Source organism: Streptomyces sp. NPDC031445 (assembly GCF_055581365.1).
The window spans coordinates 96,073-117,786 of record NZ_JBVIJO010000010.1; the positions used below are offsets into that span (position 1 = coordinate 96,073).

19 protein-coding genes are annotated in these 21,714 nt (G+C 71.3%); 8 read left to right on the top strand and 11 right to left on the bottom strand.

Going from position 1 to position 21,714, the window contains the following annotated elements; translation table 11 throughout:
- Positions 1-194: 194 nt before the first annotated feature.
- The 4 genes from ACZ5DC_RS25300 (at position 195) to ACZ5DC_RS25315 (ending at position 4,161) form a co-directional block, all read left to right on the top strand.
- Complete coding sequence (locus ACZ5DC_RS25300) at positions 195-863, top strand: TetR/AcrR family transcriptional regulator (protein WP_468656273.1); 669 nt, start codon at positions 195-197, stop codon at positions 861-863.
- A 492-nt stretch (positions 864-1,355) separates the two neighbouring features.
- A complete protein-coding gene (locus ACZ5DC_RS25305; protein ID WP_468656275.1) occupies positions 1,356-2,258 on the top strand; it encodes an NADP-dependent oxidoreductase in 903 nt (300 codons plus the stop codon).
- Between the two features lie 314 nt (positions 2,259-2,572).
- Entirely contained in the window at positions 2,573-3,526 is a 954-nt protein-coding gene (locus ACZ5DC_RS25310; RefSeq protein WP_468656277.1) for an alpha/beta hydrolase, read from the top strand.
- Between the two features lie 140 nt (positions 3,527-3,666).
- Positions 3,667-4,161: a cupin domain-containing protein gene (locus ACZ5DC_RS25315; protein ID WP_468656279.1), complete on the top strand. Its 495-nt coding sequence runs from the start codon at positions 3,667-3,669 to the stop codon at positions 4,159-4,161.
- A 405-nt stretch (positions 4,162-4,566) separates the two neighbouring features.
- Here the strand turns inward: ACZ5DC_RS25315 and ACZ5DC_RS25320 are convergent, their stop codons facing one another.
- The 7 genes from ACZ5DC_RS25320 to ACZ5DC_RS25350 form a co-directional block, all read right to left on the bottom strand.
- Positions 4,567-5,784, bottom strand: a complete 1,218-nt coding sequence (locus tag ACZ5DC_RS25320) for an MFS transporter (protein ID WP_468656281.1) — start codon at positions 5,782-5,784, stop codon at positions 4,567-4,569.
- Positions 5,785-5,894: 110 nt separating this feature from the next.
- Complete coding sequence (locus ACZ5DC_RS25325; protein WP_468656283.1) at positions 5,895-6,644, bottom strand: glucose 1-dehydrogenase; 750 nt, start codon at positions 6,642-6,644, stop codon at positions 5,895-5,897.
- 906 nt (positions 6,645-7,550) lie between these two features.
- Positions 7,551-8,015, bottom strand: coding sequence for a MarR family winged helix-turn-helix transcriptional regulator (locus ACZ5DC_RS25330; protein ID WP_468656285.1), 465 nt, complete (start codon positions 8,013-8,015; stop codon positions 7,551-7,553).
- Between the two features lie 106 nt (positions 8,016-8,121).
- Complete coding sequence (locus tag ACZ5DC_RS25335; protein WP_468656287.1) at positions 8,122-8,982, bottom strand: TIGR03620 family F420-dependent LLM class oxidoreductase; 861 nt, start codon at positions 8,980-8,982, stop codon at positions 8,122-8,124.
- Between the two features lie 303 nt (positions 8,983-9,285).
- On the bottom strand, positions 9,286-10,611 hold the full coding sequence (locus tag ACZ5DC_RS25340; RefSeq protein ID WP_468656289.1) for an epoxide hydrolase family protein: 1,326 nt from the start codon (positions 10,609-10,611) through the stop codon (positions 9,286-9,288).
- A gap of 263 nt (positions 10,612-10,874) precedes the next feature.
- On the bottom strand, positions 10,875-11,846 hold the full coding sequence (locus tag ACZ5DC_RS25345; RefSeq protein ID WP_468656291.1) for an alpha/beta hydrolase: 972 nt from the start codon (positions 11,844-11,846) through the stop codon (positions 10,875-10,877).
- Positions 11,847-12,009: 163 nt separating this feature from the next.
- Positions 12,010-12,450 carry a nuclear transport factor 2 family protein gene (locus ACZ5DC_RS25350; RefSeq protein ID WP_468656293.1) on the bottom strand — a complete coding sequence of 147 codons (441 nt, stop codon included), beginning with the start codon at positions 12,448-12,450 and terminating at the stop codon, positions 12,010-12,012.
- A gap of 172 nt (positions 12,451-12,622) precedes the next feature.
- On the opposite strand from ACZ5DC_RS25350, the gene ACZ5DC_RS25355 reads away from it, so the two are divergent.
- Both ACZ5DC_RS25355 and ACZ5DC_RS25360 read left to right on the top strand, forming a co-directional pair.
- Entirely contained in the window at positions 12,623-12,952 is a 330-nt protein-coding gene (locus ACZ5DC_RS25355; RefSeq protein WP_468656295.1) for a hypothetical protein, read from the top strand.
- 340 nt (positions 12,953-13,292) lie between these two features.
- Positions 13,293-13,715 (top strand): universal stress protein, encoded by a 423-nt coding sequence (locus ACZ5DC_RS25360; RefSeq protein ID WP_468656297.1) that lies wholly within the window; start codon positions 13,293-13,295, stop codon positions 13,713-13,715.
- Between the two features lie 497 nt (positions 13,716-14,212).
- Here the strand turns inward: ACZ5DC_RS25360 and ACZ5DC_RS25365 are convergent, their stop codons facing one another.
- The gene (locus ACZ5DC_RS25365) at positions 14,213-17,104 is read right to left on the bottom strand and encodes a helix-turn-helix transcriptional regulator (RefSeq protein ID WP_468656299.1); all 2,892 of its coding nucleotides are present in this window, start codon (positions 17,102-17,104) and stop codon (positions 14,213-14,215) included.
- Positions 17,105-17,203: 99 nt separating this feature from the next.
- Between ACZ5DC_RS25365 and ACZ5DC_RS25370 the strand changes: the two genes are divergently transcribed.
- The gene (locus tag ACZ5DC_RS25370) at positions 17,204-17,914 is read left to right on the top strand and encodes a GntR family transcriptional regulator (RefSeq protein WP_468656301.1); all 711 of its coding nucleotides are present in this window, start codon (positions 17,204-17,206) and stop codon (positions 17,912-17,914) included.
- A gap of 217 nt (positions 17,915-18,131) precedes the next feature.
- Complete coding sequence (locus tag ACZ5DC_RS25375) at positions 18,132-19,091, top strand: alpha/beta hydrolase (protein ID WP_468656303.1); 960 nt, start codon at positions 18,132-18,134, stop codon at positions 19,089-19,091.
- 392 nt (positions 19,092-19,483) lie between these two features.
- On the opposite strand, the gene ACZ5DC_RS25380 is transcribed toward ACZ5DC_RS25375, so the two are convergent.
- The 3 genes from ACZ5DC_RS25380 to ypfJ all read right to left on the bottom strand — a co-directional run bounded on the left by ACZ5DC_RS25380 (position 19,484) and on the right by ypfJ (position 21,619).
- The gene (locus ACZ5DC_RS25380) at positions 19,484-19,690 is read right to left on the bottom strand and encodes a hypothetical protein (protein ID WP_468656305.1); all 207 of its coding nucleotides are present in this window, start codon (positions 19,688-19,690) and stop codon (positions 19,484-19,486) included.
- Positions 19,681-20,490 carry a DUF4253 domain-containing protein gene (locus tag ACZ5DC_RS25385; RefSeq protein ID WP_468656307.1) on the bottom strand — a complete coding sequence of 270 codons (810 nt, stop codon included), beginning with the start codon at positions 20,488-20,490 and terminating at the stop codon, positions 19,681-19,683. The genes ACZ5DC_RS25380 and ACZ5DC_RS25385 overlap by 10 nt, the downstream gene beginning before the upstream one ends.
- A gap of 241 nt (positions 20,491-20,731) precedes the next feature.
- Positions 20,732-21,619, bottom strand: coding sequence for a KPN_02809 family neutral zinc metallopeptidase (ypfJ, locus tag ACZ5DC_RS25390; RefSeq protein ID WP_468656309.1), 888 nt, complete (start codon positions 21,617-21,619; stop codon positions 20,732-20,734).
- Positions 21,620-21,714 lie beyond the last annotated feature (95 nt).

Below are 21,714 nucleotides of genomic sequence, written 5' to 3' on the forward strand. Positions count from 1 at the left end.
GTCTCGTCGCGACCGTGGGCACGCGATCACGCCCTCGTCGGTCGCGGAGGATCGAGCGACTCGGTCACCGACCTGCTTGAAGAGGCTGGCACCGCCGGCCGCGACCAGGAGGAGCGGCGAGCCGGAGGGCCGCCTGAGCACCGTACGAGAGCAGGTGTTTGACAATGTACTGAAGCGACTGCTTGAGTAAATGCGTGGTGCGAGAGCAAAAGGCGGATCTGCGCCGAGCGGCCGGTCAGCGCACGCGGGACGCCCTGCAGATGGCCGCCCTGGAGCTGCTCGCGCAACGCGGGCAGGAGGGTGTGACGCTCCGCGACATCACCGATCGTGTCGGGGCCAACGTCGCAGCGGTCAGTTACCACTTCGGGTCGCTCAAGGCGCTGTGCGACTCCGCGATCGAGTACGCGCTGGAACGCTATCTGGACGAGCAGATCCAGGAACTCGGCTTCCTCGACTCCACCTCGACGCTACAAGAGGTGGCGGCGGCGTTCGCCCGACCGATGACTCGCGCGCTGGCGGCCGGCGGAGAGGAGCTGGCCGTGATGCGGACCGTGGCGCGTGTCGGGATCGATCCACCCCAGGGCTGGCAGCGGCTGGCCGACAAGTTCGACCGGAGCCGCCGAGACGTCCTCAGGGTGCTGACGGCGAATCTGCCCGGTGTCGCGGAGGAGGAGTTGATCTTCCGCACGCGGTGCGCGGCCGGCATGCTGAACTGGCTCGCACTGGCACCCATCGGCACCGAGCTGGCCACCATGTCCGTCGAAGAGATCGGGCGGCAGCTGATCCCCGTGGTGGCCGGGGCGTTCCACGGCTACCCACAGCCTGCCTCCGGCCAGGCCGACAACCCTTCGCGTCGAGGCTGACGGGCGGGCACGGCTGTCCGAGGCGACGCACGGGCTCTCCTCATGGACCGGCTGCGAGATTCACCTCGGTGAGTCCTGCGACGCAGCCCACGACCGGGATGCGTGCAGCCGCGCTTGACCGCAGGCATCGCGACCACCAGCGCCGCGATGACCGAGGCGGATCGTGGTGATGGCGCACCGTCCGGGTGAGCCGCCGTACCCGTGCTTCACGACGGCGTCCGCTGCGGTCCGAACCTGCCACGGTGATCGGGATACGGGGTTGACACGGCGATGGCCCCACCTCATATAGTTGATACATCAACTCTTCCGACGTCGCCTACGGCCCGTTCGTCGTCCGCGCGCTGACGCGCGGCACTTCCGTTCGGCCGGATCCACGGCCTGGCGGTCGGCGCAAGGAGGCACTCGCGGGGGCGTGACCGGCCACGACAGTCGATTCATTTTTGTGATACATCAACTACATTGGCTCTCCGCGCGAAGCAAGGAGCGAGCACTGTGCCGAACGCCATTGTGATGACCGGGTACGGACCCCCGGACGTACTGGAGTGGACGGCCGTTCCCCTCCCGGAGCCCGGGGAGGCTCAGGTGCGGATCCGGGTCAAGGCCGCGGGGGTGGGCCCGACGGACCTGGCGATCCGCGCAGGCCACCTGCGGTTCCCCCTGCCCGAGACTCCCGTTCTCGGGTACGAGGTCGCCGGCGTCGTCGACGCCGTGGGCCCGGGCGTGTCGGGGACCGAGGTCGGTGACGAGGTGGCCGCTCTCCTCTTCGACCGGGGCGGCTACGCCGAATACGCCGTTGCCTCGATCTGGACGCACAAGCCGCGCCCCGTCTCCTGGACGGACGCCGCGGCGCTGCCGAGCTCCGTGGAGGCGGCGGCCGGCGTGCTTCGCCAACTGCGGATCACGGCAGGGGAGACGCTGCTGCTCCTCGGGGGCGGCGGCTCGGTCGGCGTGATCGCCACGCAGCTCGCGGTGGCCCAGGGGGTCGAGGTGATCAGCGCCGTAGGACAGCGGGACGACGCCCTGGCCGCGGAACTCGGCGCGCACCCCGTGCGATACGGCTCCGGTCTCGTCGGGGCGGTGCGCGCCCTCGGCCCCGTGGACGCCGTCTTCGACGCGGCGGGCAAGGGCGCCCTCGCCGACGCCGTCGCACTCGCGGGAGGGCCCGACCGGGTCATCACCCTGTCGGATCCCGCAGCCGCCGGCTTCGGCGTGGTTCTCTCGGAGCCCACGCCGGACCGTGCTCCCGGCGCCCTGGACGAAGGCATGGCCATGCTGGCCGAGAAGCGTCTCCGGCTGAAGGCGCGCACGCTGATGCCCATGCCGAGCGCCGCCGAGGCACACCGACGGCTGGAGAGCGGCGAGGTGCGCGACCGCATCATCCTCACCCTCGACTGATCCCGGCGCGTTCGTGCCCCCCGGGCCGGCGTACCGGCTCACGCGAGCCGGTCGTCGACGCCGCCCGCGCCGGGAGACGGGCCCGCCGCCCAGTGGGCGCCGCCCCGGCGGGAACGACGCGTGCGTGCCTGCCGGGGCGGGACACCGCCGTCACGCGCGATGGCCGACGCCCGGCGCGTGTGGCGACGCCGTCCCGGCGCGGTGGCGGCCCCTGGCGTGGCGACGCGAACACATGTGTCCGGCGTGGCACACGTTGCACGATTCCGCGGCCGGACACGGCGGCACCTCACGCACCCCGAGCCCTAAGGAACCCCATGCATCACATACTCGACCCCGAGCTCGCCGCCGTGGCGGCCGCTCTCCCGAAGGCCGACCTCTCGGATCTGGCGGCGGCGCGGGAGGCGGAACGGCTGGTGTCCGAGAACCTTCCCGTTCACGAGCCGCAGACGCCCGTGTCCGTGCGGGACGTGACCGTTCCCGGCCCCCCGGGTGCGGGCGACGTACGGGTGCGGGTCTACGCGCCCGCAGAACGCTCCACCGCACTGCCCGGGCTGCTGTACCTGCACGGCGGCGGCTACGTCATGGGCAGTCTGGCCCTGATCGACTCGCCGGCCCGGATGCTCGCCGAGCGGGCGGGCGTCATCGTCGTGGCCGTGGACTACCGTCTGGCTCCCGAACACCCCTTCCCCGCAGGTCTCGAAGACAGCTACGCGGCCCTCGTCTGGGCCGCCGACCGGGGCGGTGAGCACGGGATCGACGCCGACCGCCTCGGCGTCCTGGGCGAGAGCGCCGGGGGCGGGCTGGCCGCGGCGCTCACGATGCTGACGCGGGAGCGCGGGGGTCCCCGGCTGCTCGCCCAGTTCCTCGACGCCCCCACCGTCGACGACCGGTTGAACACCCCCTCGATGCGGACCCTGCGGGACACACCGGTATGGCAGTCCGCCAACTCGCCGATCGCCTGGGGGCACTACCTGCGCGGCACCGCCGAGCCTGGTGCCCCGGACGTCCCGGTGCACGCCGCTGTGGCCCGCGCGGGGGTGGAGGAACTGGCCGGACTACCCCCCGCTTTGGTCATGGCCTACCAGATCGACCCGACTCGGGACGAAGCGCTCGACTACGCGCGTCTGCTCATCCAGGCCGGGGTCCCCACCGACCTCCGCCACTACGGCAAGGCGTTCCACGTGGCCCACTTCATCCCGGGAACCGCGATCGGAAGCCGTATGGCCGACGACCGGATCGAAGCCGTCCGCAGGATGTTGGAAGCCTGACGGCACCGTCCGGCCGACGGCGTGCCGTCACCCGGCGCGCCCGTCATCGCCCAGCACCCCTTCCACACCCCGTCCGGGACACGGCAGCCGCCGCATCCCGGGAGGCGTCCGCGTCAGCACTGTCACAGAGGCCATTCACCGTGAGCGATTTCCCCTCCCCGCCGCCCATCCCGGCGTCCCGCCAGTTCGTCCTGGGCGGGCACCTCCGCCTGTCCGTGCTCACGACCGCGGAGGAGACCGACGGTCGTCACGACCTGTCGGACATCACCCTGCCCGGCGACTCGGGCACACCACTGCACCTGCACACCGCCTACGAGGAACGCGTCTTCGTCCTGTCCGGCTCCCTGACCGTGTGGGCCGGACCCGACACCTTCACCCTGCGTTCGGGCGACTTCTTCACCATCCCGATGAACACGCCGCACACCTTGAAGGCCGGCCCCGAAGGAGCCCGTTCCCTGACCATCACGTCACCGGGCAGGTTCGCCGAACTGATCGCCCGCTCCGGGACGCCCGCGCATCTGGCGACCCCGGAGACCGAGTGGGACATGGAGCTGTTCCAGGCCCTCACCGAAGAGTTCGGCGACGTGATCCTCGGCCCGCCCGGCGCCACGCCCGCGTCTCTCGAGGGCAGGTAGGCAGCGGGCGCTTCCGCACCGTGTCCCGAACACCCGACACCGCCGCCCATCAAAAGGGTGGAGCGGCCGGGGCGTGAACAAGCCGTAACAGGAACGTCCCGTCCGCACCGTCGCCGTGCCGCTGGACCCGGGGCCTGCGGACGCGCCCGCGCACCTTACCGGGCCGTCCGCGGGCTGCTCGTGTGTCCTGGCTCCTAGCCAACGTTCATGGAGCACGTCCGCACCACCGCAAGGGGCATCACGACTCGGGCCCAGGAGCCACTCCCGAGGCCCGTCGTTCCGGCACTCGCACCGACGCCGCGGCCCTTGCCGGTCCCTACGCCGGCCAGGCTCCGCTCGCCGGCCTGCAGAACTGCGACGCCTTGGCGGTGCCGTCCGTGTGTTGCCGCATCGCCGCATCCCCGGTCAGCGCCGTGCCGCCTTGTGTACGCCGGCCGGTATCAGCGCGCTGAGCAGCACCACGAGGGCGCCGTAGGCGAACGCGGCGGTCGTGCCCTGGTGGTCGGTCAGGAGGCCGCCGGCGAAGGAGCCGAGTGCGAGGAAGGTCTGCGAGGCGGTGACGAGGAGGGCCAGGGCGGCATCGGGGGCGTCGGGGAACAGCCGCATGACACGGGCCTGCCCGATGAGCGGGACCGCTCCGAAGGCCGCGCCCCATATCAGGACCAGGACGATGACGACGGGGGTCGCGGCGGTGGCGGTGAGCAGGAGGACGGCGGCGGCCAGGACGAGGGCGACGGCGGCGGCCAGGGCCCGCAGGGAGTGCCGGGTGAGCAGACCGATCAGGAAGTTCCCGGCGAGTCCCGCCAGCCCGTAGCCGAGCAGGACGGTGGTGACGGCGTCCGGGCCGAGGTGGGCGTGCTCCTGGAGGTAGGGGGTGATGTAGGTGTAGGCGGTGAAGTGCCCGAAGAAGACGGCTCCGGTGGCCAGCAGGGCGAGCGCGAGAGGCGGCGTACGCAGGGCCCTGCCGAGCGTGGCCGGGCGAACGGCTCCGGTGGGTTTCAGGGCGGGCAGCGCGATGGCGAGGAAGAGCAGCGCGAGCAGTCCCGTGAGAGCGGCGATGAGGAAGACGGTGCGCCATCCCGCCAGGTGCCCGATCAGCGCGCCGAGCGGCAGGCTGATGACGGTTCCGGCGGAGATGCCTGCGGTGATGAGCGATGCCGCGCGGTCCGCCTGTGCCGGGGGGACCAGCCGGTTGCCGGCACCCGCTCCCATGGCCCAGAAGCCGCCGACGCCGAGGCCCAGGAGCAGGCGCGCCATGACCATGACGGGGAAGCTGGGTGCCAGGGCGGCCAGGGTGTCCGACGCGGCGATGAGCGCGGCGAGGGCGAGCAGGACGTGCCGGCGGTCGAGGCGGCCGGAGGCCATGGTGAGCAGCGGCGCTGCCATTGCCGCGGCAAGTCCGGGGACGACCACGAGGAGCCCGGCGGTGCCCGTGTTCACGTGCAGGTCCCCGCTGATGGCGGGCAGCAGGGCGACGGGCAGGAACTCCGAGAGCACCAGGGCGAAGGACACCGCCGCGACGGATGCGACGGCTGGCCACCCGCCCCTGTGCCGGGGCAGCCGGGTCGTGCTTCCGGTCTGCGGTACGGGCGCGGGGGCGGCCGGCGTGCGGCGACTGCTCATGACTCTCCTTGGCTCACGGTGCGCGCGGGGCCCGACGCGGGCGGGCCGCGGCCGTGTGGCCGCGGCCCGTGCCGTTGCTCGCGGGGGATTGATGGTTCGGTGCCCGGGGGTCAGACCTGGTTGGCGCCGCCGTCGACGAAGATCTCGGTGCCGGTGATGTAGCTGGACTGGTCGGTGGCGAGGAAGAGGGCGAGGTTGGCGACCTCTTCCGGCTGTCCCATGCGGCCGAGGGGGACGCCGGCGGCGAGGGTGTCGCGCAGCTGCGCGGCCTGCTCGTCGTCGGGGGCGAGTCCGTTGAGGCCGGGGGTGGTGATGGGGCCGGGGGCGATGGTGTTGACGCGGATGTTGCGGGTGCGCAGTTCGTTGGCCCAGGTGCGGGCGAAGGAGCGGATGGCGGCCTTGGAGGCGCCGTAGACGCCGAAGGCCTCGTTGCCGACGCTGCCGGCGGTGGAGCCGGTGAGGATGACGGAGGCCCCGTCGTTCAACAGGGGCAGCGCCTTCTGCACGGTGAACAGGGTGCCCTTGACGTTGGTGTCGAAGGTGGTGTCGAAGTGTTCTTCGGTGACCTGCTCCAGGGTGGCGAACTCGCCGCCGCCGGCGTTGGCGAACAGCACGTCGATGCGGTCTCCGTGGTCGGCGACGGTGGCGTAGAGGCGGTCCAGGTCGGTGAGGCTGGCGCTGTCGGCCTGGACGCCGATGACGTCACCGCCGATCTCGGCGACGGCCTTGTCGAGGGTCTCCTTGCGGCGGCCGGTGATGTAGACGCGGGCGCCTTCGGCGGCGAAGCGCTGCGCCGCCGCCAGGCCGATGCCGCTGGTACCCCCGGTGACCACGGCGGTCTTGCCGGTGAGCTGTCCCATGATCTGCTCCTGAAGTCCCGGGGCGGCCCGGCCTCTGCGGCCAGGTCACCCGTTCCGTTTAGCTTTCAATGAAGATAGAACCAAGAAGATGACATGTCAACCAGTTGGGTGACGTCCACCGGGCGAGAGAGCTGGGTGCGCACACGTGGTGGCCGAGTCGCCGGCCATCATGTGTGCGTCGTCGGTGCCGTGGCCGGGGGCCGCCGGCCCAGGATCGGTCGGTAGAGGCGGGAGGGCATGCGGCGCTTCGGTCCGCCGACACCGTTCGCACGCTGATCGTCATGACATGGCGAGACCGTCCGTGTCCACGGTTCCGGACCGCGCGTGCGGAAGAGTCGCGGACGCCGACGGCTCCCTCCCGCGCACCGGCCACGGGAAGCGCCCTCGACGGGGCGCCGGCCCGACCGGTCCTCGCTTTGCCCGCGTGCAGCGTCCGCGGCCTGCTCCGCCGCGCAAGCGGAGGGCAGCCACGGCCCCCGTGCGGTAAGGGCGAGGGAGCCGGGGCCGGTATACGTAAGGGCTCTTCAGTCAAATCACGGATGGTTTTCCGTCAGCCCGCACCGCAGCATATGAAGTGCCGCAGCGCAGTCACACGGCGCGGCGGCCGCCTCCGCAGGGCCGTCCGTGTCGTGCACCGCACGGCAGGGACGATGACACTCGAGGAGGAGCCGGACACGCCGGAGTGTGCAGGGCCCGCCCGGAACGGCCCCGCACACTCCGGCGTGGCGCCACCCGTCCAGCCGGACCGGGCGGACGGCCGAAGCCGGGTATCGCCGGCAGCGCGCCTGCCCTCCGTCGGAGCCGCCCGGTCGCCCTGGAGCGACTCCGGAGGGGGATCGGACCGAAACGCCGACGAGGCAAGCGCCGCGCGCGCGGACGCGGATGTGAGCACCGCGCCTCACCGTGTCACTGACCGGCTCCGTTCTTCGCGATGACCGCGTCGGTGATCTCTGCGAGCAGAGCGGTCTGGCCGGGGGTGAGGTGGTCGAGGAAGAGACGGCGGACGTCCTCCACGTGCCGTGGCGCGGCGGCCTCGATGGCCTCACGGCCCGCCCGGGTGACGACCACGTACGCGCCGCGTCCGTCGTCGGCGCATTCCTCGCGGCCGACGAGGCCGCGCTTGGTCATGCGCGCGAGGTGGTGTGAGACCCGGCTCTTCTCCCACCCGAGCACTTTCGCGAGGTCCTGGATGCGCAATCGGTCCCCGGGGGCACGGGTCAGCTCGGCCAGCACCGAGTAGTCGGTCGCTGAGAGGCCGAATTCGCGTTGCAGGGTCCGGCCGGTCTGGTTGACCAGCAGGTCGTGCATGCGCAGCATGCCGCGCCAGGCCCGCCCTTCGACCGGGTCCAGCCAGTGAGGTGCTTCATCCATGTGTCCACCCTATGAGAAGGTTGACGCTTCCAGCATCTGCCTGCCCGCTCTTTCGTTTCCGCTTCGTTCCCAGGCCGTTCTGCCTCGGGCCGGCGGGGGAGAGGGGTCAGCGGGCCAGCGGGGCGAGCACCTTCCACTGCGTCCGCGGCAGTCCCGGTTCGGTGCTGATGGCGTGCAGCGCGACGTGTGTGGCACCGGCGTCGAGGTGGGCCTGTACGCGCTGGTCGATGGCGTCGAGGTCGCCCCAGGCGACGACGGCGTCGATGAGGTGGTCACTGCCGCCGTGGGCGAGGTCGTCCTCGGTGAAGCCCTGCCGCAGAAGGCTGTTGGCGTAGTGGCCCATGCCGAGGAACGGTGCGAGGAAGGTGCGCGCGGTGGCGCGGGCGCGCGCGGGATCGCTGTCGACGACGACCGCCTGGTAGGGGGCGAGCAGGGGGCCTGTGCCCAGCACGCCCCGCGCGGTGGCGGTGAAGTCGGGGGTGACGAGGAAGGGATGGGTGCCGGCGCTGCGCCGGGCGGCGAGTGCGGTGAGCTTGGGGCCCATCGCGGCGACGAGGCGCTCGTCGGCGGGGACGGGCTCGGCGTGCCGGTCGAGGGCGTCGAGGTAGGTGTTGAGCGCGGCCAGGGGGCGGTAGGTCCCTCCGGCGCGTTGGGCGGCGGCGGCGTCGCTGACGCCCAGGCCGAGCAGGAGACGGTGTCCGTACTCCCGGCGCAGGCGTGCGTGGCCGGCGGCCATGTCCTCGGGGGTGTGCCGCCAGATGCTCAGCACGCCGGTGACGACGGCGGCGTTCTCGCAGGCGCGCAGGAGCCGTTCGGCGTCGCCGAGGATGTCGCCGCCGCCGAGGCCGGGGATCCACAGCGCGCCCCAGCCCTGCTGGTCGAGTTCGGCCGCGGCCTCGTGGATCTCCACGGGGTCGGGGTGCAGGCGCAGTTCGGGACTCCAGATGCCGGTGGTGCCCAGATCCATGACAGTCCCTTCCTCTCCATGGACGGTGCGGTGTGGGCTGGTGGTGCGGTGCGGGGTGGCCGGAGCGGGTCGGGCGCGGCCGGTGGCCGCTGCCGACGGCGGCGGACGGACCCGACCCGACCGCCCTATTCAACGTTCAACTTCCGGACACCCTAGAGCCGGATACGTGACACATCAACCATGTGGTGTCGGGTTTCCCGTCCGCCCTCGGATGCCGCGAGGGCGGCGACGGCGGGTGTGTCCAGCCCTGCCGTCACCGCCCTCACCGCGGCCCGCGCCCCGGGTGTGCGCGGGGGATTGCGCTCACTTCACCAGCCGGGCGAACTTCCTGACCTCCTGGGCGAACAGCTGGGGCTGCTCGAAGGCCGCGAAGTGGCCGCCGTGGGCGATCTGGTCGTTGAAGTAGACGAGGTTGCTGTAGGCGCGCTCGGCCCAGATCCTCGGGCTGCGGACCAGTTCGTGGGGGAAGACGCTCAGGCCGACCGGCAGGTCGAGCCGGGTCAGCTCGGAGGCGCCGTAGTTGTGCCAGTACAGGCGGGCGGACGAGGCGGCGGTGTCGGTGAGCCAGTACAGGGTGATGTTGTCCAGCATGTCGTCGAGGGAGAGGACACCCTCGGGTCGGCCGGTGTTGTCGGTCCAGTCGAGCAGCTTCTCGTAGATCCAGGCAGCCTGGCCGGAAGGGGAGTCGGCGAGGGCGTAGCCCAGGGTCTGCGGGCGAGTGGACTGCTCCTGGAAGTATCCGGAGAGCTGGCTGGAGAAGGTCTGTATCTGGGCGAGCGCCGTCTGCTCGGCGGCGGTGACGGTGTCGGTGACCGGCGGGCTGAAGGTGTACTCGGGGAAGTTCAGCTGGACGCCCAGCAGGCCCTTGGGGCGCAGCTTGCCCAGCTGGGTGGTGACACCGCCGCCCCAGTCGCCGCCCTGGGCGATGTAGTGGGTGTAGCCGAGGCGTTCCATCAGGGTGGCCCAGGCCGCCGCGATGCGGGCGGTGGTCCAGCCGGTGGTGCTCGGCCGGTCGGAGAAGCCGAAGCCGGGCAGCGAGGGGACGACCACGTGGAAGGCGTCCTGCGCGCTGCCGCCGTGAGCGGTGGGGTCGGTCAAGGGGCCGATCGCCTTCACGAACTCCACGAAGGAGCCCGGCCAGCCGTGGGTGAGGATGAGCGGGGTGGCGTTGCTGTGCCGGGAGCGTACGTGCAGGAAGTGGATGCCCAGACCGTCGATCTGCGTACGGTACTGGCCCAGGGTGTTGATCTGGCGCTCGAAACGGCGCCAGTCGTACTGGGTGCGCCAGTACCGCAGCAGGCTGGTCAGCTTGGCGAGCTGGACGCCCTGGGAGTTGTCGGCGACGGTCTCCCGCTCGGGCAGCCGGACGTGCGCGAGCCGCTGACGCAGATCCTGGAGCAGGGCTTCCGGGACACGCAGGTTCAGCGGGGTGATCCGGCTGGTGGCCGCGGGCAGGTTCAGCGGGCCGACGGCGCCGGCGGAGGTGGCGGCGGAGGCGAGGTCCGTGCCCAGGACGGCCGGTACGGCGGTTGCCAGGCCGGCGACGGTGGCGGTGCGCAGCAGGTTGCGCCGGGACGGGCTGAAGGAGGCCTGGTCCGCGGCGGGGCCGGAATGAAGGGGTGAACGCATGGAGGTGCTCCAGCTTCCAGAAGGGGCGCCGACAGGGACGGACGGCGCGAGGGGACGTCTGCGAGGGGGCGGGAAAGCGGTGTGCTCGTCTGTCCCTGGGGCCGCCGGACGCGGGCGGGAGGCGGCCACGCCTGGCGCACGCGCCGCAACCGGTGCGGAAAAAGGTGCTCTGCCCGCTGTGTGTGCAGGCTTGGCCGTGCTGTGCGGGCGCGCTGCCCCGGAGCGCGGTCACGCGGGTGAGCGCGTGACCGCCCGCCCGGGTGTCAGGCGGAGGTGTTCAGGGCTTCCCGGAGGCTGGCGACCGCGAGCAGGATGGCGTGCTTGGCCGCCTCGGTCTCGTGCAGCGCGTTGACCATGACGAAGTCGTGGACGATGCCGCCGAAGCGGGCGTTGGTCGCCGCCACGCCGGCCCGGCGCAGCTTGGCCGCGAAGGCCTCGCCCTCGTCGCGCAGCACGTCGGCCTCGGCGGTGATGATCAGCGCCGGCGGCAGGTCCTTGAGCTCCTCCAGGCTGGCCCGCAGCGGGGAGACGGTGCTCCGGCCGCGCTCCTCCTCGCTGGTGGTGTACTGGTCCCAGAACCACTTCATGCCGTCGCGGGCGAGGAAGTAGCCTTCGGCGAACTCGTGGTAGGAGTCGGTGTCGAAGGCGGCGTCGGTGACCGGGTAGAACAGCACCTGCTTGACGAAGCGGACGTCGCGGCGCTCCTTGGCCAGCAGGGTCAGGGCGATCGCCATGTTGCCGCCGACGGAGTCGCCCGCCACCGCCAGGCGCCGCGCGTCCAGGTCGCGGTCGGCGCCGTCGGTCGTCACCCACTGCGCCACCGCGTAGCTCTGCTCCAGGGCGACGGGGTAGCCGACCTCCGGCGAGCGGTCGTACTCGGGGAAGACCACGGCCGCGCCGACACCGACGGCGAGGTCGCGCACGAGCCGGTCATGGGTGTGGGCGTCGCCGAAGACCCAGCCGGCGCCGTGTGTGTAGAGGATGACGGGCAGCGCCGTGCCGGCCGTGCCCTTGGGGCGCACGATGCGGGCCTTGACGCTCCCGGTCGGGCCGCCCTGGACGTCGACCCACTCCTCGTCGACCTCGGGCTTGAAGATCTCGGCGTCCTGGACCTGGTCCACCGCCTTGCGGCCCTCGGCCGGGGGGAGTTGGTAGAGGAAGGGCGGCTCGGACGTGGCGTCCACGAAGGCCTGCGCGGCAGGCTCCAGGGCGATGTTGCGGGGGTTCCCGGCCATGGTGATGCTCCTTGCTGATGTGATGGGGGACAGCCATGAATGTGCCGTACGGTCCCGGCGAAGACCCCTCGGACCAGGGGGGAAGCCCACAGATCGGGGTGGGCGCGGCGAACTTCGCAGGGGTGCGCGGGGCGCGGGGCCTGCCCTGTGCAGGCCGGGCGGGTCACTGGTCGAGCACGGCCTCCAGGTTGGTCAGCACGCCCAGCTGACCGAACAGAACAGTGCCGGAGGGGTAGCAGTTGAACGACTCGATCTTGCCGTCGCGCACCCGGAACACGTCACAGCAGGGCACCTTGATGGTCTTTCCGGTGGGCGCGATGACACCCATCGGCGTGTTCAGCGGGCCCCGGTGCGTGCCGTTCAGGGACAGCTCCACGATGACGACGTCGCCCTGGACGTACACGTCGTACAGCTCACGGTGCATGTCGGGGAAGGCCAGGGCGTAGTTCTTCACCGGGTCGCCGATCTGCCGGCCGCGGTAGGTGATGCCGACCGACTGGTCCGTGAAGGTGCCGTCCTCGGTGAAGGAGGCGATCCAGCCGGGGATGTCCTGGACCTCGGCCACCTGGTAGGCGTCTCTGATGATCTTTTCGTTGGCGTCCATCGGTCCTCATCTGCTGGTGAAGCGCGGGAATCGCCCGGTACACGTGGGCGGCGGCGAGGCCGGTGACGGCCCGTTCCCGGCACACCCTAGGAAGCATTTATATGACATGTCAACTGGTTTCAGGAACGCCTAGAATGATTGACATGTCACTTAAAGGTCTTACGATCATGGCATGGACCGCTCGAACGCGGATGCGGCCACGCATCGCAGGATCGCCCTGCTCGTGGTGGACGGGGTGTCACTGATCCACGCCGCCGCCCTGTCCGAACGACTCGTGGGCCCAGGGCGCGACGCCTGCGCGGTTGTCGTCCGCGAGGACCTTCGCGCCGGGGTGGAGGGAGGCCGACGGGTGCAGTTTCCGCGGGAGATCGGCGTGTTGCCTGGGTGCGGTGACCCGGCGTCCGCACGGCAGTCCGGCGGCGCCAAGGACGAAGAGGCCGGATCGGACCTGCACCGTGGGCGTCGGCTGCTACACGGAGAGGGGGCCCGCCGCGGGTGGTGATGTCCTGCCCGCCTGCCGAGCAGCCTTGCGCCGCGCGTCCATGAACCGCCCGGGTCGCCGCGCCCCTACCTGCGACGGTCCACGTCCTTCCCGCCACTCCTGCCGACCTCGCCTTCCGCCGCGTCGGGCGCCCACCGCGCCACGCGCCGGCCCGTGCCCGCTCCACCGCACCCGCACGATCCGCCTGGCGGCCGCAGGGTGAGGCCGGCACCGGGAGACACGGACCACGTGACGCGACGCCCCGCCACGTCGCGGAGCCAGGCATGAGGGCGGCCTGCTCGACCGCCCCGAACGAACCTCCACCTCACACGTATGTCATCTGTCAGAAAGAAGAGATCCAGTGTTCAAACGCATCATGGTTGCTGTCGACCCCACTCCGGCCCGTAAGTCCGTCGTCCGCATGGCGGGCGAGCTGGCCCGGCTGACCGGCGCAGAGGTTCACGTCCTGCACGTCGTCACGACCGCGGTCGCCGGGGACGCCGTCCTCCCCGTCGAGAGCGACGAGGCCGGGCAACACGTCCTGGACGAAGCGCTCACCCAGCTGCTCGGCATGGACGTGAAGGCCGAGGGCCGGATCCTGCACGGCCTGACCATCCAGGTCGCGGACGCCGTCTCCCGGGCCGCTACGGAGTTCCGCGCCGACCTGCTGATCATCAGCCCTCACCACCGTTCCTCCCTGGCCGCTCTCCTCAATCCCCGGGTCAGTGACGCGGTCGCCCACCGCAGCCGCATGGCGGTACTGCTCGCTCCCGCGGACGACTGACGACGTCCGCACCGACCGGCCCCCGGGCCGCGACCGGTGCCCCGTCCTCCGCCGGGACGGGGCGCGGGTCGTGAGCCCCTCCCACTGGGACCGTGCTCCCTGTTGGGCGCAGCTCACCGCCGCCCGGCACGAGCGCAACGCGACGCACTCTCCGTCGCCCACTCGACAGCCTTTCCGCAGCGCCGCCGGTGGATCCGGCGGACGCGGCCGCGTGGCCGCCCGCGTCGGCCCGGGCGTCGTCCCCGATCTTGGTGACGCCCACGCCCCACCGGCGGACCAGCCGCTTGCGGGGGTGAGCGGGAACCGGTGCCGGGATGGATCTGTATTGCGGCGTGTCGGTGCCGGCCGGTCCGCCGGCCCGGCCGCTTGAGCGCGTAGCCGCGCGCTGCGCGAAGGGCGGGGCTCCCCCAGCATGCCCAGGCGGGCAGGGGGTCTACGGCGGAACGGGCATGCGCGGCGAACAGTCGTCCGTCCGGCCATATGACGGCCGCAGGCCCTTACAGGTCGTCCCCGGAATCCTGGAGCGCCGCGGCGAGCTGCGCCCGGCTGGTGATTCCGAGCTTCGGGTAGACCCGGTACAGGTGCGAACTCACGGTGCGGTGCGACAGGTAGATGCTGTCGGCGATCTCCTTGTTGCTCATGCCGTTGGCGGCCAGCCGCGCCACCTGCAGCTCCTGCGCCGTCAGCTTCTCGTGCACCCGGGAACGTCCGGGCGCACGGCGTGGCATCTCGCCGGCCGCCCGCAGCTCGCCCGCCGCACGGTCGGCGTAGCCGCGTGCACCGACGGCGTCGAACTCGGTCAGCGCGAGGGCGAGTTGCTCGCGTGCTGCGGCCTGGCGGCGGCGCCGGCGCAGCCACTGCCCATACAGCAGACGGGAGCGAGCAACCTCCAGCCGGGACTCCTCGACCGCCTCGGCGGCGACCGACTTCTCGAACTCTTCGCCCGCCGCCTCGTCGTCGCCGGCCAGCAGCGCCCGGCTGCGCGCCACCAGCGCGGCGAGATAGGAGGACTGGTAGGCGCGCGCCGCCTCGTCCGCGGCGTCCACGTTGTCGCGGACCTGGTCGCCCCGGCCGGCCCGGACGGCGGCCTCGGCGCGGTCCGCGATCGTCCACAGGGCCCGGGTGGAGTGCACCGCGACGTGGGTGAACTCGATGAGCGCGTCACGGTAACGGCCCTGCTGGGAGGCGATGAGACCCGCCGCCCACCGCAGGTCCGCGCTGATCATCGCGAGAGGTGCCATGCGGGACAGTTCCCTGCTGCGGCGGATCGCGGCGGTCGCCGCATCCAGGTCCCCCAGCAGGGCGTGCGCGCGTGCCGCGGTGGCGACCGCGAAGCTACCGATCATCTGCTGCTGGGTGTCCGCGGCCATCCGCTCGGAGTACTCGGCGGCGGCCAGCCCCTCCCGGAGACGGCCGCGCAGCAGCAGGACGTTCGCCTGGCCACGCAGCGCCTGCAGTTCGTCGGCCGGGGCTCCCCGGCTGTGGGAGCGCTCCCGGCTGAGCTCCCAGCAGGTGAGTGAGGTCTGAAGGTCCTGCAGCGACTCGGCGGCGATCGCCAGCGACAGCAGGCCCAGCGGGAACTCGGCCAGCTGCGGGACCAGCGAGGGCAACTGGTCGCGCATCGCGGCGGCCTGACCGCCGGGGGCGAGGATGGCCAGGGCCGCCGGCTTGAGCGGGCTCGACGTCCGCGTCGCCTCGAGGTTCCTGCGCAGGTAGTCCCAGTCCGCACTCGGCAGGTTGCGCCCGCGGGTGAGCACCGCGGCGCCCCACAGGATCATGATCCTTCTCTCGTTCTCCTCCGGGCGGGGGAGCAGGCCCAGCATCTTCTCGAAGTCGTTGCTGGAGGGCGCGGGTGCTGCCGCGGTGAGGCTCAGTATCGTCCGTGTCAAGGCGACCTGCGTGATCGTCTCCGCGCCTGAGGCGGGGCTGAGCGGGCCGACCTGTTCGAGGAGTTCGAGGGCTTCGGCGGTCATGCCGGCCGACCGGGCGGTCTCCGCCGCCAGAGCCAGGCGCCGGGCCCGCTCCCGCGCGTCCTGCGTGAGGGTCGCCGCCCGCCGGTAGGCGCTCATGGCCTCCGGTTGTGCGCCTCGGTCGCGGGCTCGGGCGGCCACACCCTCCAGCTCGCCCGCCACTGTCTCGTCCCACTCGAGAGCGGCCGCCGCGCGATGCCAGACCGCGCGGTCCTGCCCCGTCGTCACGGCCGCGAGGGCCAGGTGGGCCTCGACCCACTCGCTCGTCCGTGCCGCGCTGTGCACGGCCGACCGCAGCAGAGGATGCCGAAAGCGCAGCCCGCTGTCCCCGACGCTGACCAGGCCGCGCTCCTCCAGCGGGGACAGCGCCTCGACACCGAGGCCGAGTCTGCGCGCGGCCGCCATGAGGTCCTGCAACTGCGCACCGTCGGAGGCGGCTGCCAGGACGAGCAGGGAACGGCTGTCCGCGGGCAGTGGCAGAAGCTGGTCCAGAAAGGCCCGCTCCAGCCGCTTCGTGATCGGAAGGTGCGCGTGCAGCGTCGTCCGCTCGGTCCCGTGCTGCCGCAGAGCAGTGGGCAGTTCGTGCAGGGCGAGCGGGTTGCCCGAGCTCTCGCTGAGGATGCGGCCACGGGATGCCGGCCTGAGGTCCGCGGCCACGTCGTCGAGCAGCGCCCGCGCCGCGTCCTCGGCGAGCGGGCCGAGCCGCAGCCGCTCGATCGGCAGGGGCGGCAGGGCGTCGGCGTCACCGTCCGAGCGAAGGGTCGCCAAGAGCGTGATCGGTGCGGCCGACACGCGCAGGCCGATGAAGTTGAGCACGTGGACGCTTGAGTGGTCCAGCCACTGCAGGTCCTCGACGGCGACGAGCAGCGGCTGGTTCCTGGCGGCCTCCTCCAGCAGGCCCAGGGCGCTCAGACCCACCAGGAGACGGTCCGGGGTGGCGCCCTCGTCCAGGGCGAACGCGGTGAGCAGCGCCGCGCGCTGCCGGGGCGGGAGGTCGTCGACCAACGACATGAGCGGGTGCAGGAGTTCATGCAGGCCCGTATAGCCCAACGGGGACGCGGCCTGCAGGCCGGTGCAGCGAAGCACCCGCACGCCCGAGGCGGCACCATGCTGGACGGCGAGGTCGAGCAGCGAGCTCTTCCCGATACCGGCATCGCCCTCGATGACGAGGGCCGATCCCGTCGGCTCCGCCGAGCACAGGCCGTCCAGCCGCTCGACGATCAACCGGATTTCCTCATCCCGGCCGACGAGCCGGTGCGTGCCTGCCCGCGGCGCTCCGTGCGCGGCGTGTACCGCCGACGCCGCACCGGGAGCGTCTGCGCTCACGGCGGCCGGCAGGGGCGGGAGTTCCGGACGTTTCACCAGGGTGCCCTCCACAACGCTCGCCCGCGGATGTACCGGCGACGAGACGTGATCCATGCAACCTTGCCCCGTCAACTGCTGCGACAATACTCCATAATCAGACAGTGTCGACACTGCTCCTCGACGCCGGAAACCCCGGGGGATACAGTGCGACGCGTGAAGAACACGACCCTCGGTGGCGCGCCCCAGCCGTGTTCCTCGACTTTGGCGCAGCAGGTGTACGAGGAGTTGCACCAGCGCATCCTCGACGGACGCCTGCCGGCCGGTGCGGACGTGCCGGACTCCGTCATCGCCAAACAGATGGGCGTCAGCAGGGCGCCGGTCCGGGACGCCTGCAACATGCTCGTGCAGGCCGGGCTGCTCACGAAGCGGCTGAACTATCCGTACCAGGTCAGACGATGGGCCCAGGAGGACCTCGGCGAGCTGAACCTCATCCGCTGGGGATACGAGTCGGCAGCGGTCCGGCACCTCGTCCAGACCGACCAGCCCCTGGAAGGCGTCGAACAGGCCCTGGCCGGCATGGATGCCGCGCTGGAGCGCCGCGATGTCGCCATGTCCTTCCGGGCGGACCTCGACTTCCACTTCGCGCTGGTGGCATCGGCCGGGTTCGCTGAGCTCACCCGCCTGCACCGGCTCATCGGCGAGCGCATCCTCCTGATGCCGCTCCCCGACAACCTGCCGCCCTACCTGCTCGAGCAGCAGCGGCCCTGGCACCAGAAGATCCTCGACGTCCTGGCCGAATCACGACGGTCCGCGGACCCGGGACCGATCATCAGCTGCCTGAGCCGTCACATGCTGGCCTACCGGGTGGTGCCACAAGAGGGACATGCGGACTGGTCGAGCCCCGGCCCGCTCCCGCAGTCGTGACCCGGCCGCCCCGAGGCCCACAGGAGCCGGGGCGCGGGGGGCGCCGGTCCTTCGACACTGCCCGCACTCCGTCACCCGGCGCCCGGCCGGCACGAGCGCGACCACCAGTACGGTCCGCGGAAAGTTCAGTCACCTCACGGATGCGCGACGGGTACTGCGATTGTCACCGTCGGGCCTGAGCGGTTCAGCTCAGTCTCGTTTATCGCAGGAGCAACGGATGTCGGGAAACCCCAGAAACATCGCCCTCGAACCCGCCGCGCAGGCGTTCGTCGACGCGGCCTCGCATCCGCCGTTCCTCTACCAGCTGCCACCGGCCGATGGCCGCAAGGTCGTCGACACGGTGCAGGACGCCCCCATCTTCCTGCCGGACATCGACGAGGAATGGGTCGAAATCCCCGGCGGCCCCACCGGCACAGTCGACGTACGCATCGTCAAGCCGGCCGAAACGACCGCTGACCTGCCCGTCATCCTCTACGTCCACGGGGCCGGGTGGGTGTTCGGCGACGCCCACACCCACGACCGGCTCGTCCGGGACCTCGCCATCGGGGCCGGGGCCGCTGTCGTCTTCGTCGAATACGACCGCTCCCCGGAAGCCGGATACCCCGTCGCCGTCGAGCAGTCCTACACGGCGGCACGATGGATCGCACAGGACGGGGCAGCCAAGGGCCTTGCGGGCTCGCGCCTCGCGGTCGCGGGAGACTCGGTCGGCGGCAACATGGCGATCGCGCTCACCCTGCTCGCCGCCGAGCGAGGCGATCTCCACTTCGTCAAGCTCGTCACCTTCTACCCCGTCACCAACGCGGCCTTCGACACAGCCTCGTACGCGGAGTTCGCCGAGGGCTACTTCCTCGCGCGCGACGGCATGAAATGGTTCTGGGACCAGTACACGGCAAACGAAGCCGAACGCGCTCTGCCCACGGTCTCACCGCTGCGGGCACCCCTCGACCAGCTCGCCGGTCTCCCGGAGACCCTGATCATCACCGCCGAGGCCGATGTGCTGCGCGATGAGGGCGAAGCCTTCGCCGCACGCCTGCGCGAGGCCGGAGTCAAGGCCACGAACGCCCGGTTCGGCGGCACCGTCCACGACTTCGTCATGCTCAACCAGCTGCACGGCACCGAGGCCGCCAGACACGCCCTGCTGCTCGCCACCGCGTCGCTGCGCGCCGCACTGACCTGAGAACCGGCGGGGAGTTCCTTCTGCTCAGGCAGCGGCCCGGGGGTCCCGACTTCCCGGTGTCCCGCCAGACACGGCGCCGGCCCACAGCAGGACGCCCACCGCGTGACTGCGGCCCATGTACCTGAGTGGTCCGACTGAAGCGGGAGATACGCAAGCCGGTGCCGTGCGGCCGGCCTCGTTCGGCGATCGTGGGTCGGATGCCGCGCCGTCACAGCAGACGCCGGTACGTGTCGTGCTCGTGGCCGCGATCTGCCGGCAGCATGCCGGGCGGGCGTCCGGGCCGGCCGACGGCGCCGGGCACGGGGGAACCTTCCTGGCCTCGGTCTCGCTGCTGGACTTGCGGGTGGTCTGCCGCCAGTGTTCGAGGGCCGCGGTCAGCAGCTTGCGTTACGTCAGGCTGCCAAGACGTCGGCGCGCAGCAGAATGGCGAACCGTTCTGCCTGGACAGGCGGATGCCATGAGACTTGCGCCTGCACGACGGCGCCGCACCAGAGGACCGCGCCGCTCGCCGCCGCGATCCCGGCCGCATTCGAAATGACCCGCTGATCGTCGAGAAGGTGATCGTTTCCGAGGCCGTCGTCCTGCGGGGTCAGTCCCACCAGAAATCCCAAGAGTTGAGGTCGATGAGGCCCTCTGCGTAGGAGGCCAGGTCCGGGTGTGGGCCCTGCCAGATATTGTCCGGGCAGAAGGCGAAGTGCTCGGCGGCGACGGCCAGGGCGTCTTCGAGTCGGCTCGGGGGTGTGGCGACGCTGAGGTGCAGGGTGCTGAATCCGACGCCGACGACACGCACGCCGAATCGGACTTCCCAGTCGCGGACGACGGCGGCGAAGGTCCCGGTGTCGTTGTCGTAGTTGGCGGGCCCCATCCAGCCGGCCGTGGCCAGGGCGTCGGCGCCGCGGGGTGCGGCGACGAGTCCGAGGCGTGCGTGCGGATTCTGCGTCAGGAAGGCTCGCGCGTACAGGTCGGCGATCTCATCGGCATGCGACGAGGGTGTCGGTGCAGGTGCTCGGCCGGGCCGAGCCTGGCCGAAGGGGGTGGCGACGGCCGAGCCTTGGTCGGCGGTGACCTGGTCGTCCTCTTCGTCAATGGTGCTGTAGTCCTGCCACCAACGGGCAAGGAGGTCCTTGGCGCTGTGGTCTGCGGGCGACGACATGCGCTCGGGCCACAGTTCGCCACAGCCCCAGGGGCGGAAGTCCGCATGATGCGGGTCCAGAGCGTCGAGCAGGAGCGGCCAGAGTCCTGAAGTGGCGTGTTCGGCCCGCAGCCTCGGCCACAGTTCGGGTGCGGCGGGGGCATCGCTCAGCCACAGCGGCTGCGCGCCGGCGTCGCCTACCTCTGAGGTGATCATGTGGCCGGGCGGCAGTGCCATGCCGTGGGGCAGACGGGATTCGAGGTTCACGAGCGGATGCTAAGTCGTGGGTCTGACACCGGAGGACGGGGTGATGGCTGCGATGGCGGAGGGTGTCGCAGTTGATTCCGGCGTGGCCACGCAATGAATCACGTGACCGCTGACGCCGTGCTCTTCGGCGAAGAAGCAAGCGGACCGTGCTGCCCTCGGTCACGGCCTGCTCCGGCTGCGCGGCGACGGCACGGTCCTGGAAGCAGTCACCTGTCGGGGCAGACCGTGGTTGTCAGCATGGTCAGCTGAACGTGTCGCAGCTGGCGACCCGGCCGGAACGGTAGCCGGTGGAGAACCATTGCTGACGCTGGCTCGCGGAACCGTGGGTCCAGGTGTCGGGTGTGACCTTGCCCTGGTAGCGCTGCTGGATACGGTCGTCTCCGACGGCGGCGGCCGCGTCCAGCCCGCGGTTGATGTCGTCCTTCGTCAAGTGGGTGATCAGTGGCCTACCGCTCCTGGGGTCAGGGGTGGTGGTGGCGTGGTGGGCCCACACTCCGGCGTAGCAGTCCGCCTGCAACTCAAGTCGCACTGAGCCGCTGTTCTGGCCCTTTCCGCTGCCGTGGGAGATCGTTCCGTTGAGGTCCTGGAAGTGGTGGCCGTATTCGTGCGCGATCACGTAGGCCTCGGCGAACGGTCCGCCTTCGGCGCCGAACTTGCTGCTCAGATCGTTGAAGAAGCCGAGGTCGAGATAGACCTTGTCATCGGCCGAGCAGTAGAAGGGGCCGACGTCGGAAGTCGCGTTGCCGCAACCGGTGTTCACACTGCCGGTGAACAGGAACGTCGGGGCCTGCTGGTAGGGCTTGCCGGAGGCTGTCTCCGTCTGCTTCCAGAATGCCTGCACGCTGTCGACCACGGCGACGATCCGGCACTCCTCCTTGCGGTTGGCGTCAGCACCGGTCCGGCAGTCCGCCGCGAGGTCCGCGGCTGACTTGCCGGACGAGGACGTGTCGCTGCTGCCCGAGCCGAACACGCCCGGGTCGACACCCAAGAGCACGGCCGTGACCAGCACCACGAGCCCGACCAGTCCCCCGCCGATGGTCTTCCCGCCGCCCGGGATACCGCCCAGCGCACCTCCCCGGCCGTCCTCGACCTCGGACGTGTCCAGAGCAGCATCGTCGTCGAATTGCATACGTTGACCTCCCTCAAGCAGCGCGCCGGACCGCCCCGCGTCGTCCCGCTCGCCTACCCCGTACGAGGACATCCCCATCCCGTCCTCTTTCCGCT